Annotated in this window: 11 protein-coding genes and 2 rRNA genes (1 of these 13 running past the window's edge); 8 read left to right on the plus strand and 5 right to left on the minus strand. The window is 60.6% G+C overall.

All coding sequences use genetic code 11. The features are described from left to right. Positions 1–2,030 (plus strand): 23S ribosomal RNA (locus RA302_RS02805); it begins 1,105 nt to the left of the window's first position. A 151-nt stretch (positions 2,031–2,181) separates the two neighbouring features. After that, positions 2,182–2,298: ribosomal RNA gene (rrf, locus tag RA302_RS02810) — 5S ribosomal RNA — on the plus strand. Positions 2,299–2,599: 301 nt separating this feature from the next. Here the strand turns inward: rrf and RA302_RS02815 are convergent. Then, positions 2,600–3,991 carry a PLP-dependent aminotransferase family protein gene (locus tag RA302_RS02815; protein ID WP_166502889.1) on the minus strand — a complete coding sequence of 464 codons (1,392 nt, stop codon included), beginning with the start codon at positions 3,989–3,991 and terminating at the stop codon, positions 2,600–2,602. A gap of 49 nt (positions 3,992–4,040) precedes the next feature. Between RA302_RS02815 and RA302_RS02820 the strand changes: the two genes are divergently transcribed. From RA302_RS02820 to RA302_RS02835, 4 genes are all read left to right on the plus strand, one after another. Beyond that, the gene (locus tag RA302_RS02820) at positions 4,041–4,499 is read left to right on the plus strand and encodes a carboxymuconolactone decarboxylase family protein (RefSeq protein ID WP_166501723.1); all 459 of its coding nucleotides are present in this window, start codon (positions 4,041–4,043) and stop codon (positions 4,497–4,499) included. A 620-nt stretch (positions 4,500–5,119) separates the two neighbouring features. Then, positions 5,120–6,568: a hypothetical protein gene (locus RA302_RS02825; protein WP_223257866.1), complete on the plus strand. Its 1,449-nt coding sequence runs from the start codon at positions 5,120–5,122 to the stop codon at positions 6,566–6,568. A gap of 129 nt (positions 6,569–6,697) precedes the next feature. Further along, the gene (locus RA302_RS02830; RefSeq protein ID WP_166501724.1) at positions 6,698–7,396 is read left to right on the plus strand and encodes a class F sortase; all 699 of its coding nucleotides are present in this window, start codon (positions 6,698–6,700) and stop codon (positions 7,394–7,396) included. 77 nt (positions 7,397–7,473) lie between these two features. Next, on the plus strand, positions 7,474–8,271 hold the full coding sequence (locus RA302_RS02835; RefSeq protein WP_166501725.1) for an SDR family oxidoreductase: 798 nt from the start codon (positions 7,474–7,476) through the stop codon (positions 8,269–8,271). Positions 8,272–8,285: 14 nt separating this feature from the next. Here RA302_RS02835 and RA302_RS02840 read toward each other — a convergent pair whose 3' ends face one another. After that, a complete protein-coding gene (locus RA302_RS02840) occupies positions 8,286–9,407 on the minus strand; it encodes a GGDEF domain-containing protein (protein WP_030534865.1) in 1,122 nt (373 codons plus the stop codon). A gap of 175 nt (positions 9,408–9,582) precedes the next feature. On the opposite strand from RA302_RS02840, the gene RA302_RS02845 reads away from it, so the two are divergent. Both RA302_RS02845 and RA302_RS02850 read left to right on the plus strand, forming a co-directional pair. Further along, positions 9,583–10,227 carry a GntR family transcriptional regulator gene (locus tag RA302_RS02845; RefSeq protein ID WP_029254358.1) on the plus strand — a complete coding sequence of 215 codons (645 nt, stop codon included), beginning with the start codon at positions 9,583–9,585 and terminating at the stop codon, positions 10,225–10,227. Further along, positions 10,227–11,501: an MFS transporter gene (locus tag RA302_RS02850; RefSeq protein WP_238054114.1), complete on the plus strand. Its 1,275-nt coding sequence runs from the start codon at positions 10,227–10,229 to the stop codon at positions 11,499–11,501. The genes RA302_RS02845 and RA302_RS02850 overlap by 1 nt, the downstream gene beginning before the upstream one ends. A gap of 49 nt (positions 11,502–11,550) precedes the next feature. On the opposite strand, the gene RA302_RS02855 is transcribed toward RA302_RS02850, so the two are convergent. The 3 genes from RA302_RS02855 to RA302_RS02865 all read right to left on the minus strand — a co-directional run bounded on the left by RA302_RS02855 (position 11,551) and on the right by RA302_RS02865 (position 15,099). Further along, entirely contained in the window at positions 11,551–13,122 is a 1,572-nt protein-coding gene (locus tag RA302_RS02855; protein WP_020906004.1) for a flotillin family protein, read from the minus strand. Positions 13,123–13,133: 11 nt separating this feature from the next. Further along, positions 13,134–13,649: a hypothetical protein gene (locus RA302_RS02860; protein ID WP_070796424.1), complete on the minus strand. Its 516-nt coding sequence runs from the start codon at positions 13,647–13,649 to the stop codon at positions 13,134–13,136. Positions 13,650–13,797: 148 nt separating this feature from the next. Further along, positions 13,798–15,099, minus strand: coding sequence for a M1 family metallopeptidase (locus RA302_RS02865; RefSeq protein WP_044480251.1), 1,302 nt, complete (start codon positions 15,097–15,099; stop codon positions 13,798–13,800). Between the last annotated feature and the right edge of the window lie 6 nt (positions 15,100–15,105).

Here is a 15,105-nt window from a genome sequence, read left to right on the forward strand (position 1 = left end):
TCCCTAAGCGTGTACTAAGTGGAAAAGGATGTGGGGTCGCGAAGACAACCAGGAGGTTGGCTTAGAAGCAGCCACCCTTGAAAGAGTGCGTAATAGCTCACTGGTCAAGTGATCCTGCGCCGACAATGTAGCGGGGCTCAAGTACACCACCGAAGCTGCGGCATTCACGCAATAGCCCCCCTTCACTCTGCGGAGTGTTGGGCAGGTGTGTGGATGGGTAGGGGAGCGTCGTGTGGCCATGGAAGCGGCAGGGTGACCTAGCCGTGGAGGCCACACGAGTGAGAATGCAGGCATGAGTAGCGAAAGACGAGTGAGAAACTCGTCCGCCGAATGACCAAGGGTTCCTGGGCCAGGTTAATCCGCCCAGGGTGAGTCGGGACCTAAGACGAGGCCGACAGGCGTAGCCGATGGACAACGGGTTGATATTCCCGTACCCGTGTGAACGCGCCCATGGTGAATCAGTGATACTAACCATCCTGAAGCCACGAGAAGACCTTCGGGTCTCGAGTTGGTGGATGCATGGGACCTGATCTGGTAGTAGCCAAGCGATGGGGTGACGCAGGAAGGTAGCTGAGCCAGTCAGTGGTAATACTGGTGTAAGCGTGTAGGGCGTGACCTAGGCAAATCCGGGTCACACATAGCCTGAGACGTGATGCGTAGCCGATTGAGGCGAATTCAGTGATCCTATGCTGCCGAGAAAAGCCTCTAGCGAGCTTTCACACGGCCCGTACCCCAAACCGACACAGGTGGTCAGGTAGAGAATACTAAGGCGATCGAGATAACTATGGTTAAGGAACTCGGCAAAATGCCCCCGTAACTTCGGGAGAAGGGGGGCCCTGTCTGGTGACGACATTTACTGTCTGAGCTGGGTGGGGCCGCAGAGACCAGTGAGAAGCGACTGTTTACTAAAAACACAGGTCCGTGCGAAGTCGTAAGACGATGTATACGGACTGACGCCTGCCCGGTGCTGGAAGGTTAAGAGGACCGGTTAGTTCCTTCGGGAGCGAAGCTGAGAATTTAAGCCCCAGTAAACGGCGGTGGTAACTATAACCATCCTAAGGTAGCGAAATTCCTTGTCGGGTAAGTTCCGACCTGCACGAATGGCGTAACGACTTCTCAGCTGTCTCAACCGTAGACTCGGCGAAATTGCATTACGAGTAAAGATGCTCGTTACGCGCGGCAGGACGAAAAGACCCCGGGACCTTCACTACAGCTTGGTATTGGTGTTCGGTTCGGTTTGTGTAGGATAGGTGGGAGACTGTGAAACGGTGACGCCAGTTATCGTGGAGTCGTTGTTGAAATACCACTCTGATCGAATTGGACCTCTAACCTCGGACCATGATCTGGTTCAGGGACAGTGCCTGGTGGGTAGTTTAACTGGGGCGGTTGCCTCCCAAAATGTAACGGAGGCGCCCAAAGGTTCCCTCAGCCTGGTTGGCAATCAGGTGTCGAGTGCAAGTGCACAAGGGAGCTTGACTGTGAGACTGACAGGTCGAGCAGGGACGAAAGTCGGGACTAGTGATCCGGCACCGGCAAGTGGAAGCGGTGTCGCTCAACGGATAAAAGGTACCCCGGGGATAACAGGCTGATCTTCCCCAAGAGTCCATATCGACGGGATGGTTTGGCACCTCGATGTCGGCTCGTCGCATCCTGGGGCTGGAGTAGGTCCCAAGGGTTGGGCTGTTCGCCCATTAAAGCGGCACGCGAGCTGGGTTTAGAACGTCGTGAGACAGTTCGGTCTCTATCCGCCGCGCGCGTTAGAAACTTGAGGAAGGCTGTCCCTAGTACGAGAGGACCGGGACGGACGAACCTCTGGTGTGCCAGTTGTTCCGCCAGGAGCACCGCTGGTTAGCTACGTTCGGAAGGGATAACCGCTGAAAGCATCTAAGCGGGAAGCCTGTTCCAAGATGAGGTTTCTCACCCCCTCGAGGGGGTAAGGCCCCCGGCAGACCACCGGGTTGATAGGCCAGAACTGGAAGTGCAGTAATGCATGCAGGTGACTGGTACTAATAGGCCGAGGACTTACCACAAAGAAGCTACGCGTCCACTGTGCGGTATCTGAAACAACACACAGATACCTTGATTTCGATCATCCATCATCGATCACCCCTGATATTCACGGGTGGTGGGTGTGTGGAGGATCTGGATCACAGGTTGGTTACTGTGACAGTTTCATAGAGTTACGGCGGTCATAGCGAAGGGGAAACGCCCGGTCCCATTCCGAACCCGGAAGCTAAGCCCTTCAGCGCCGATGGTACTGCACTCGACAGGGTGTGGGAGAGTAGGACACCGCCGAACACAATGTAGAGAAGCCCCCCAACCAGTGATGGTTGGGGGGCTTTCTCGTACCCAAAACACCCCGAAACATCCCGTCGCCGGCACCCCCCCGGATCGAGCGAACGGTACGTCCGTCGCCTCAGATCGACCCAACGTACCGTTCACACCATCACGAGCGGAAGCACGGCGGGCTCACCACCCCGTCCGGGATCGAGTGAACGACACTCTCACCGCCTCTAACGAGATGAACGGTACGTTCACTCCATCAGGGCAGGGCAGGGCAGGGCAGGGCAGGTGAGCGGATGGGTAGATCCGACAGGCGCTATCGCAGAGCCACCTGCAGCACCTCGCAGAGCACATCCAGCGTCCTGGAGTACTGCGACTGCGTCGGCGTGCTGTAACCGACGACGACGCCGTCACCGCCGACTGACGACACGTCGGGATGTCGGAAGACGGACAACCCTTCGAGCCCGAGATCGTGCGCCTGCGCCGCCGCAAGAACAGATTGTTCGGTGCCGGAGGGAAGGCGGATCACAGCGTGAAGACCCGCGGAGATCCCCTCGACCCTGGCCCGGGGTACTTGCTGTGCAAGGGTCGCAACCAGTTGATCGCGTCGTCGTCGATACGAGGTACGCATCTTTCGAATATGGCTGTCGAATCTTCCGGATTCGATGAAGTCTGCCAAGGTCAATTGATCCGTTGAACTGACCCAGCGTTCGTAGGGTCCCTTTGTCGCGAGGACGGGTTCGATCAGCCTGTCCGGCAACACCATCCATCCGATGCGTATGGCCGGCGACAGTGTCTTGCTGACAGTGCCGAGGTATGCAACGTGCTGCGGCGCGATTCCTTGGAGTGCGCCGACAGGCTTTCTGTCGTAACGGAATTCGCCGTCGTAGTCGTCCTCGATGATGACGCCACCGGTAGTCGAGGCCCATTCGAGAGCGGTCGCGCGCCTCGCCGGTGTGAGGGGACCTCCGAGGGGAAACTGATGGGTCGGCGTCAGCAGAACACTCTCAGCAGACGTTGACGCCAATTCGTCTGTGCAAGTGCCTGATTCGTCGACCGAAATGGGAATTGTCAGCAGTCCTTCGTCGACGAGCAACTGTCGGTGCAGGTGAAGGCAGAAAGCATCGACCGCAATCGCTCCTCCGAGTGCACGGGCGAGGAGGGAGATCCCGTGACCCGAGCTGGCACTGATCACAATGCGGCTCGGATCGACGCGAACGCCTCTGGTGCGGCTCAGGTATGTGGTGAGGGCGTTTCGGAGTTCGACTCGGCCTCTGGGATCAGTGGTCGCGAAAGCGTCGGTCGGCGCAGTGGTCAAGGCACGTCTGGCGGACGAAATCCATGCAGTCCGGGGAAACGCCGACGCGTCCGGCGATCCGGGGAGAAGGCTGTAGGTCAAGCGCCGTCGGGTCGGTGATGGCTCGACCTCGCGACTGTGTGTGCTGGCGAGCGTGGCGACCACGGTCCCGGAACCCGGCCGTGTGACAAGCCAACCAGCGGCGGCGAGCTCGGCGTAGCAGTCCGCAACGGTGTTTCGGGCAACTCCGAGATCGAGTGCGAGGGTGCGGGAAGGTGGGAGTCTGGTGCCGGGCTTCAACAGTCCACTGTCGATCGCGTCGCGAAGCGTCTGAAGCAGCGCCGCGCGAACCCCGATTCCCTGTGGCAGCTCGATATGCAGATCGAACCCAAGATTGGCCCATGAATTCATCACCGGATTGAACCATGTTTCGGGGTCTTTCCGGGACTACGGTTTGAGTATGACTACAGCAACAGGACAACGACTGGATATCGCAAAGCTGGCGCCCGAGGCCTACAAGGCGATGATTGCGTTGGATGCCGCTGCGCGCAAGGGGCTGGAGCCGACGCTCGTCGAGCTGGTCCTCACGCGTGCGTCACAGCTGAATCATTGCGCGTGGTGCTTGGACATGCACACTCGCGACGCCCGAAAGGTCGGCGTGACGGAGCAGAAGCTCTACCTACTGAACGCGTGGGAAGAAGCGCGAGGGATGTACTCCGATCGCGAACGTGCCGCGCTCGCCTTGACCGAGGCCGTGACAGTCCTTACCGACGGTTTCGTTCCGGACGAGGTGTACAGCGAGGCGGCCGGCGAATTCTCGGACGGGGAACTGGCCCAGCTCATCAGCGTCATCTTCACGATCAATGCGTGGAATCGCATTGCGGTTACCACAAGGAAGGCGCCTCCGGTCCGAGACTGATCCGAGGCTCGTACTCCGCTCTCTATCGGGTGCAGATTGCCGCCGTCGAAGATCTGGGTAATCGACACAAAGAGGACCAAAAGATTGGTTCAGAGTGTGAACAAAACCAACAGATTCTCTAAATGTGAGGCAAATCACATTTAGTGAATCGGTGGATTGTTCCGAGTATCTGCAAGTTGTCTGAATCCAGACAAAGCAGTCTCGGTTGGAAGTTCCGGTGAAGGGGTCCGCATTGCGGGCCCCTTCTTTTGTGTGCGCGCTGAAAACGCCCCTTCCTGTGAGTTTCCCCAGAATGTCCGAGTTACCGACCGGCTAGCGTCGGAGGAATGTCGGGAGCGCCCCGGTTACGTGAGCCAATTTTGAGTTGATCGCGATAGTTGTGCGGTTGGACAAAGGTGCAGTCATCTTGTTGGCTAACTCGTCGTCCGGAGGTTCAAGCTGCGTACGGGGGCTCGACGATCGGGTGGACTTTCTTGAAACATGCACTACATTGCCATCTAGTAACTGGCTGGTTGCCAAAAGCGATCAGCCGATCCTCTCGGAAGTGAGCGCTGGGTGGCGTGGCCTTGGGAATCCAAGCAACCTTCCCGCTACCGAAATGTCTTGAAAGGGAAGCTTTGATGACTGTGTCTGGTTCACGGCGTAGGCCGCTTGTTCTCCGGCTCTCGCTAACTGCAGCTATTGCCGTAACGGTGGCCGGTAGTAGCGTTGCTTTTGCTTCACCAGCTGTGTCCGCGCCGATGCCGGTGCGAACCGCGGCTGCTCCGGCGTTCACCGCCGGGTTGTGTGAGGGCACCGAGTACACGCCCTCAGAGCAGATGCTCGACATCTCCGGCATTCGGCTGGATCACTTCAACGACGGCAACATCGTGCCGATGTACGGCACCACCGATCGGGGTACATCGGCCGCGGTGGATGCTCCGGTCTGCGGTGTCCGCGACGTCGACGGAATTGCGAAGTCGGAATGGATGTACTGCACGGACTTCGATCTCGATCCATGTGCCGGCGTCGACGAAAACGGTTTGCCCGTGGACAAGCACAACGACGAGATGGGTGCGACGGTTCCGTCATCGGGCAATCCCGATCTGTCAGCCGACGATCTCGCTGTCATCAGTTGGTTGCTGCAGAATCCCGCCAAGCTCGACGGCGTCGTTTCGGGAAATGGCAGTGAGGATGCGCGTTCGGCGCGGCAGACGCTGGTGTGGTGCGTTTCGGACTACGACAATCCGCTGATGGCCGATTTCAAAAGCCTGTGCGACAGGAACATCGGCGACGACGAGCGAGCTCGCATCGTCGAGATCATGAACGTCACGCAGACGCTCGACCTCGTTCGCAAGACGCCCGCGACGGGAACTTTGAAGGCCGGCGAGACTGCCGTATTCACCCTGAACACGAATATGTACCGGAAGCCGATCAATGTTCAGTCCTCGGCGGGCACCGAACTCACCGTCTGTGGCGACAACGCCAAGGCAACGTTGAGTGCAAACCAATTGACGGTCGACGGCCGCGGCGACGCACCGACTGCCGTGGATCTATGCCTCACCGCTGCGGACGGCGGTGACTACTCCGTGACCGCAAGCGTCATTCCGGATTCGGTCGAGAACCTGCACTGGAACACGGCAGGCGCACAGTGCCAGGTCTTCGCGTCGTTCGACACCGTTCGGCCGGCGTTGATGAATGCGTCTGCCAGCGTCGGATATGCAGCAGCGCCCACGACGACACCCGCAACGACGACACCGGCAACAACGACACCGGCAACCACGACGCCTGCAACTCCGGTCGTTCCGATTGTGCCCATCGTGCCGATTGTTCCGATCGTGCCCATCGTTCCGATTGTGCCGGTCGTGCCCGTAGTTCCGGGTGCGCCTGTTCCGTCGCAGCCGGTTGCAACTCCCGCTGCTCCGGCGCCGTCCGCTCCGAAGCAGGCCACCGGACCTCGCCCGGTTGCCATCGACGGTGGTGCCGCTGAACAGAATTCAGGCCGCAACGTCGCCGTCGCAGTGACGGGCCTCGGGCTTGTCGGTATGGCTGCTGCCGGAGCAGTTGCTCTCCGCCGCAAGCGTTCCTGACGCCAGGCAGATGTATTAGACGTCGGCACCGGTCACGATTCGTGTGATCGGTGCCGACACAGATCAGACGCAGGGGGCGTCAATTCGCAAGCGGCGCCGGGGGTGCCTCATCCCGCAGGAGACAGTTCGATGACCATGTACGAGTCGGATCCCAATCCATCCAATCCATACGACGATCCCAACCACGATCAGCCCGCGAACATCGGCAAGGGGCGTCGAGTCGCGTTCATCCTGGCCCTCGTCGCGGTGCTTGTCGCCGGTGCTGCCATGGCTTTCGTCGGCCTGCGATCCTCCGATGACGATGCTGCGATCCCGCCGAGTCCGGGAGTTGTCATGTCGCACTCTGCGAATCCGGCAGCGCCGGCGGATGCGTTGATGACTCCCAACACCCTTTCGCTCGACCCGGTCGGTGTTCAGGCGCCGATCGTGGACGCCACCGTGCCGGAAGGAGTTCTCACTCCGCCGGAGAACGTCAAGAACGTCGGAATCTGGCTCGACGGCGCCTCGCTCGACTCGGTCACCGGCACGACTTTGATTGCCGGACATGTCAATTTGACCGGCCAGGGTAACGGTGCGCTGTTCGACCTGGGCACGATCGAACCGGGTGAAGTGATCCGTACATCCGACGCGACGGGCAAGAGCACGTCGTGGAAGGTGACTGCGGTGACGACGCGCCCGAAGGCCGATGGCGTGGAGGAAAGCGTGCTGGCCGGCCCGGAGGGCCCTCGCAAGTTGGCAGTCGTAACCTGCGGCGGCGAACTGCAATTCGAGGACGGTGTGGGTAACTACGCCGACAATGTCTACCTGTACGCGGATCTGATGGTCTGAGACACAGAAACAATCCAGTCGGTCCCCGATCCCTCTTCGTAGAGATCGGGGATCGCCTGTTGGATAGTGTCGCAGGTATGGATCTTCACCTGTCTGGAAAGCGTGCGATCGTTGCCGGTGGTAGCAAGGGGATCGGTCTGGCAATCGCCAGAGGTCTGGCTGCTGAAGGGGTCGACATCGCGATACTCGCGCGCACTGAGCAAACCGTCGTAAGCGTTGCACGAGATTTGGTTTCGGAGTTCGGAATTCGTGCGATCGGAGTCGTGACGGATACGCGAGACGACGACGCGGTTCAGGCGTCGGTGCGGCAAGTAGTAAAGGAGTTCGGCGGCGTCGACATTCTGGTCAACTCGGCAGCGACTCCGTTCAGCGCCGGAAAGCCGACGGATTTCGAGGCGACCACCGACGACGTCGTGCGCGCCGAAGTCGAAGTGAAAGTGCTCGGCTACCTGCGCACTGCGCGTGCTGTGGCGCCGTATCTGATCGATCAGGGTTGGGGTCGGATCATCAACATCAGCGGTTTGGGTGCCAGACAGGCAACCTCGATCGCCCACACGATCCGCAACGTCAGTGTGTCTGCGCTGACCAAGAATCTTGCAGACGAGCTGGGCCCCAAGGGAATCAACGTCACCGTCGTCCATCCGGGCGTGACGCGGACCGAGAGGTTGACCGCGCGGATTGCGCGCGAGTCGGAAGAATCCGGCCGCTCGCAGGCGGAGGTGGAGCGGGGTATCGCGACGAATTCGATACACCGGATCATCGACGCCGAAGAGGTGGCTGATGTCGTGACCTTCCTGGCATCGCCGCGAAGCATCGCGATCACCGGTGACGCGGTGGCAGCGGGTGGAGGAGTGCCGGGGCCGGTTTATTACTGATAACTCACGTACTGCTACCTGCTCGCAGTGGTGACGATCGTGTGAACGCGTCCGCCGCCGAGTCTCTTGCTTTCGTACATCGCCGAATCGGCGACTTTCTGCATGTCGGTGAACGCTCTTGCACGCTCTTCTCCGGCGACGAATTTGTGGGTACGCACGGCGATTCCGATGCTCGATGTCGACGGTATCTCGTCGGTATTCGAGTGCATTGCCGGTCCGATCGAGTCGAGCATCGGGCCGATGGCCGGCACGGAAAGTCTTTGAGCGAGGATGAATTCGTCGCCGCCGACCCGTGCGACAACAGCATCGGCATGTGCCCAGGCGGACAACCGCTGTGAAACCCGGAGAATTATGCGGTCGCCCACGTCGTGACCGTGTACGTCATTGATCGTCTTGAACCGGTCGATGTCGATGGCGATCACGAGTAGTGCCGCCGATTCCTGACGCTGGAACTCCGCGAGTACCTTCTCGACGTGGCGGTCGAGGCCACGACGGTTCAGGAGCCCGGTGAGGGGATCGAGGTCGGAGCTGGACGCGTCCATGCTGAGCATCGTCAGCACGATCTGCGAGATGAACGCACAGACCACGAGTGCGGTGACGACAACCAGCACTTTCGAAACACCGAGCGCAGGATCGCGCTCCGGCCCGAAGAGGATCGGCTGCGCAGCCACCACGATCATCACAACCGAGAAGGTCAGGTGTGCGATCTGCAACTTCGGATTGTGAAAATAGGCGATGTAGATACCGATCAGCGCGTAGATGACACAGGTGAGTAATCGCGCAAGCTGCGAGGAATCTCCAAGTACGGAAATCGTGACCGCGATGTCGCAGAAGACTACGAAACCGAACGAGCGGCGCTTTGTCGGGCCGAAGACCCACCATGAGACTCCGACCATGAAGCACGAGATCACGACAACAGTGTTGAAGAACAGCGCAATCGTGCTTGTCGGACCGGCCGGACTGAATCTGTTGAGTAGTGCGCACACACCCAGTCCGATGACAATGATGCCAAGTAATAGCCGGGTGGCGGTCGTGAGGCCGTTGTCGCGGAGATAGCGAGTGAATCGGTCGTATTGATCGGGGAGGGCCAGCCACTCGCGGGTCAGGGTCCTCATGGACTTCATCTGCGACGTCATGAGTGCATCAGTCTGCGATGGCGGGAGCGTGCGCCGTTCATCGTGAACTGACTCCTCTTCTGTCTGGCACCTTGCAATGCTAGCTGGATCGATGCCGTGTTGGACCGAGATGTTCGGATCGGCGACCCGAATGTCTGGGTTCCGCCAGCGTGGAGTATAAATACATCTTGTGTCTATGTTGTATTCCGCTTCGGAAACCGTCTTCCGGGAAGTCAAGGAGCTGATCCTTTCCGGCGAACTCGCCGGCGGGGAGCTGATCAGCGAGGGTGACATCGCCGCTCGGACCAATGTGAGCCGAACGCCGGTGCGTGAGGCGTTTCTGCGTCTCGAGTCGGAAGGTTGGATGCGCCTCTACCCGAAGAAGGGGGCGCTGATCGTCCCGGTCGCGGATGGGGAAGCGGAACACGTAGTCAGTGCCAGACAGCTCGTCGAGACTCAGAGCGTTCGAGTGGTGTCGGTCCGACCGCACGCACGTGAAGCGCTGGTCGCAGCGTTGCGCGCGAATCTGATCGAGCAACGTGAGATTGCTGATCGCGGGGACGTTGCCGCGTTCAGCGCAATCGATGCCGACTTTCACAAGATGATCGTTGCCGCCGGTGGGAACCCTTTGCTCGACTCGTTCTACGCGAGTCTGCGCGACAGGCAACGACGGATGACAGCGCGGTCGATCTCACGCGACCCCGGCCAACTGTCTCGCATCCTTGCCGACCACACCGCGCTTACCGACCTCGTCGAAACAGGCGATGCAGACGGATACAACACTGCCGTCCTCACACACATGCGCCAGGTGCACGGCCTCGGCTTCGAAGGAACTCTGTGATGAGCACCCAAACAATAGACGCTGGGACCGCAGCCGAACGTCGTCCAGGCAGTGAACGTGGCACCGGCGGAAAATGGCTGTGGCTGACCGTTGCCGCCAGCATGTTCGCCGCGGCCTGGGGCGGAAACGAATTCACGCCACTGCTGGTGATGTACCGACTCGACCACGGCTATTCGCCGGTGATGGTCGACTTCTTCCTCTTCGCCTACGTCGTCGGAATTGTGCCGGCCCTGCTGCTCGGCGGCCCGCTGTCCGATCGATTGGGTCGACGCCCGATCATGCTCCCCGCGCCGATCATCGCGATCGCCGGTTCGACGCTGCTCGCTTTCGGGGCCGACTCCGCTGCCGCTCTCATTCTGGGAAGAATCCTCTGCGGCATCGCCTTGGGGATCGGTATGGCCGTCGGCGGCTCCTGGGTCAAGGAGTTGTCCACGCAACCTTGGGATTCGGCGGCGTCGGAAGGCGCAGGTGCTCGGCGAGCGGCGATGAGTCTGACCGCTGGCTTCGCCTTGGGGGCGGGTGCCGCGGGAATCTTGGCGCAGTGGGCGCCCATGCCGAGTGTGTTGGCGTACGTCCTGCACATCGCGATCACCGTCCTCGCCGCCATGGCGCTGTGGCGTGCTCCCGAAACACGACCGGCACAGGCGAAATCCGACCGTCGCAGGTTGATCGACGACCTCAAGATCCCTTCGGCAGGTCATCGTAGATTCCTCTACGTCGTTGTTCCGTTGGCGCCGTGGGTGTTCGGTGCTGCCAGTGTCGCGTATGCAGTTATTCCGGCGCTCATGACCGGGCACAGTGGCGATGCGCCCGTGGCCTTTTCGGCTCTACTGTGCATGGTCGCGCTGACATGCGGATTCGCGATTCAGTCGTTGGGGCGAAAGATCGATACCGACCGCAGCGCGCGCGGCGCAGTTGTGGCTCTGGTGTTTCTGGTGGTTGGTATGGCCGGCGCTGCTCTGGTTGCGTCGACGCTGACCGTGGCGATCGCGATCGTGGCTGCAGCGATCCTCGGTTGCGGGTACGGCATGGCATTGGTTTCCGGGTTGCTGGAGATCCAGCGAATCGCGGGGCCGGACGATCTGGCAGGACTGACCGCGGTGTTCTACTCGATCACCTACATCGGTTTTGCTGTGCCTGCGTTGCTGGCGATGCTGTCGGAAAGCATTCCGGCGCTGAGCTACACGGTGACTCTTCTGTTCGGATCAGCCGCCGCCGCTGCCTGCTTGATTCTGATTCTCTTCAAGTCGCGTTCACATCTTCCGAGCGCGTGATGCCGTCCGGTCCGCCGACCCCTGCGAGAGTCGGCGGACCGGGGCGAAATCACGCGTCTACAGTTGCGGAACCGTTTTCCGAATTGTGGACCGAATTGTGTACCGAACCAACCGGAACCGATGCGGTCTTGTTCAGGCCGTTGAGCAATCCGGTGATATCGACGCCTGAGCTTTCGAGAGTTTCGATGACGCCGGCGATCACCTGGGGGCTGATGCCCAGGATCGAGCCGATCGAACCCTGGGCCCCATCACTGCCGCCGACGATGGAGATGCGGTCGATGTCGCCGACCGGCTTCGCCGCCGCTGCGGTGGCGTCGACCAACGCCGCCAGAACATCGGGCAGAGTGAGCAACTGCGCGGCCTGCGGGGTGTAGGAATTGAGCGCCTCGGCGATCTGACGCTTACCGGCAGCTTCGGCTTCGAGCTTGGCGCGCAAACCATCCGCCTCGGCTTGTTGCTCGGCACGGACGGCGTCGGCCGCTACCTTGCGGCCGTCTGCTTCGGCTTCCAGACGTGCTCGAAGGCCGTCGGCATCAGCCTGCTGCTCAGATCGAACAGCGTCGGCGACGAGCTTTCGTGCATCGGCCTGAGCGCCGCCGGCCTGCCTTGCTGACTCAGCCTGTGCCTGGGCGCGGAGGATCGCGGCCTGTCGCTCACCCTCTGCGCGTGCGATGGAGGCTTGGCGTTCGGCCTCGGCCGGTGCAATGACATCTGCCTGCAATGCCGCTTCCGATTGCTGGGCGCGACGACGCTCGACCTCGGTGCGAGCTTCGACGCGGGCCGCCTCGGCCTGCTCACGTGCGATGCCGACGGCCTTCTCGGCTGTTGCCTGCGCGAGGGGCCCGGCCTGGTCGGCCTCGGCGTTCTCGGCTTCGGTCTGTGCTCGCAGGCGAGCGAGTTCGACGTCGCGTTTCTGATTTGCACTCGCGATCGCGGTGTCGGCTTCGGCCTGCGCGACGGAACCTGCCTGTCGCGCCTTTGCCGACTGGATCTGCGAATCACGCTCTGCTTCAGCAGTTCCGATCGCGGCATCACGTTTGACCTCGGCGATGCGGCGCTGACCGAGCGATTCGAGATAGCCGTTGAAGTCGGAGATTCCCGCGATCTTGATGACATCGACTTCCATGCCGATGCGGGCGAGGTCGCCGCCTGCCTCCTCGACCACACTGCGCGCAAGCGAATCGCGGTTGGAGTTCAGATCCTCGACCGTCATGGTCGCGGTGATTCCGCGCAGACTGCCCGCGAGGATTTCGTTGATCTGCTGCTGGAGTTCGTCCAGGTCGGAAGTCAGGAATCGTTGCACCGCTGTCTGAACCGCTTCGTCGGCGGAACCGATTCGCACCAGGCCGACTGCCTCGACGTTGACCGGAACACCGTCGTTGGAGAGCGCATTCTTGAGATTGATGCTGACGTTGAACGGCTCGAGCGACATGATGTCGACGCGTTCGATTCCGGGAATCTTGAACCGGGCACCGCCGCGGACGACCTTCGGCTTGCCTCGTCCGGTGAAGACCGCCACTTCGTTCGGCGGGACCTTGACGTAGTTCTTCACGTAGATCGCGGGGAGAACGATGAAGATGATTACTGCGACTACAACCGCAATGATGATGATTGGCAGCATGTATCGAGTCCTTAGATCGCGTCGTCAACCGTGACGACGTGAAGGTATTGATCGTCTACATCGGCGATGTAGACGGTGGTGCCGGTGGTGAGCGCCATCGGCTGTGCACTGACGGCCTTGGCCTGGACGCGATTGCCTTCGGCGTCGACGAACGAGACTTCTCCCCAACCTTCGGCTGCGATGGTGAGGGTGACCGTGCCCAACAATCCGTGGTATGAAGCGCGCCCGATGTGCGAATTATCTTGTTGCTTAAGGAGATAGGGGAGAAGAAGGCCGCGCGTGACGACAACGAGAACGGCGGCGAGTGCGAGTGCTGCAATCACCGCTACCAGCGTCGGAGCGTCCGCGAGAGTGGCAGCTACGCCGCCGGCGCCGAAGCCGAAAAGTGCTGTGGCCAAAGTTGTCAGGCTCAGAAATGGCAGCCCGTCTGCGTGGCCGCCGCCCAGATCTGCAACCTCGCCGACGGCGAAGGCTCCGATCAGGGCGACAACCCCGATCACGAAACATATTGTGAATACAACAAACATCGATCCCCCGATCTACCTGTCGAGGAAGCGTGCCCTGAGAATTGTGTTGTCGGGGTCGTCCCTCGGCCCACCTCTATAGTAAAGGTAAGACAAAGCTAATCGGCGCATTCGGAATGTTTCGGCGTGGTGCTACGGCTGGGGGAAAGCGTCAAAGCCGAGGTAGCGGGCGTTGATTCAGCCATGCATCCCAGAGAGGGCGCAGTGGGGTGTCGGTGAAACGTGAAGCGAGATCGGTGAATTGCTCGGTGCTGACCGTGCTGTGCCGATGCTTCGTAGTCCACTGGCGAATCAGTTCGAAGAACTTCTCGTCTCCGAGAACGCCGCGCAGGGCGTGCAGAGTCAACGCGCCCCGCTTGTAGATTCGATCGTCGAACATCAGGGCAGGCCCGGGATTGGCGACGATCAAGTCCTGAGATTTACGCCCGAGCCCTTGATAGGCGTTGGTCGCGAGTTGGTTCGAGGATGGGCCACCGGAATTCTCGGACCAGATCCACTCCGCGTAACAGGCAAAGCCCTCGTGCAGCCAGATGTCGCACCACTGCCCGAGAGTGAGGCTGTTGCCGAACCATTGATGGGCAAGCTCGTGTGCGACAAGACGTTCGGAACCGCGCCTACCCGTGCAGTGGTTGGCTCCGAAGATCGAGAGTCCCTGCGCTTCGATGGGGATTTCGAGTTCGTCGTCGGTGACCACAGCGGTGTAGTCGGCAAAGGGATACGGGCCGAACAGCTTTCCGAAGACCTCCAGCATCTGGGGTTGGCGCCCGAAGTCGACGTCGAACGCTGCGCGCAGCCGAGGTGGGTGAACGGCGAAGACCGGTACCGGCCCGGCGCTCACCTGTCGGTGCTCGTACTGACCGATCTGAATCGTCGCCAGGTAGGTTGCCATCGGTTCGGTCTGCTCGTAGACCCACGTCGTCTGACTCGCACGGGTCTGCTTGCGGATCAGCTTGCCGTTGGCGAGGGCATAGAACGGGGAATCGGTGGTGATCGAGATGCGGTACGACGCTTTGGAAATCGGATGGTCGTCGCACGGGAACCAGGACGCCGCGCCGTTGGGCTGACTTGCGACCAAAGTTCCTTCGTCGAGTTCCTCCCAGCCGACTTCGCCCCACAGGCTCTTGATCGGCTCGGGGTTGCCGCTGTACGCGATGGTGACCGACAGGGCACCGCCCGCGGGGATCTTGGTAGACGGCGTGAGGATCAGCTTGTTGTTCAAGTGCGCGTACTTGGTGCCGCGGGCACCGTTGACGGACACCTTGGACACCTGCAGGTTCTGCGCGAGGTCGAAGCTGAACTTGGATCGGCTCTCGGTGGTGACAGCGGTGATGACTGCCTTGCCGGCGAGACGGTTACTGAAGACCTTGTACGTCAGTTCCAGTTCGTACCGAGACACGCGGTAACCGCGGTTGCCGTTGTGTGGCAGGTACGGATCGAGCGGCTCTTCGAGCATTCTGTT

The sequence above is a fragment of the Rhodococcus sp. DN22 genome, from assembly GCF_036669995.1.
Taxonomy (GTDB): domain Bacteria; phylum Actinomycetota; class Actinomycetes; order Mycobacteriales; family Mycobacteriaceae; genus Rhodococcus_F; species Rhodococcus_F erythropolis.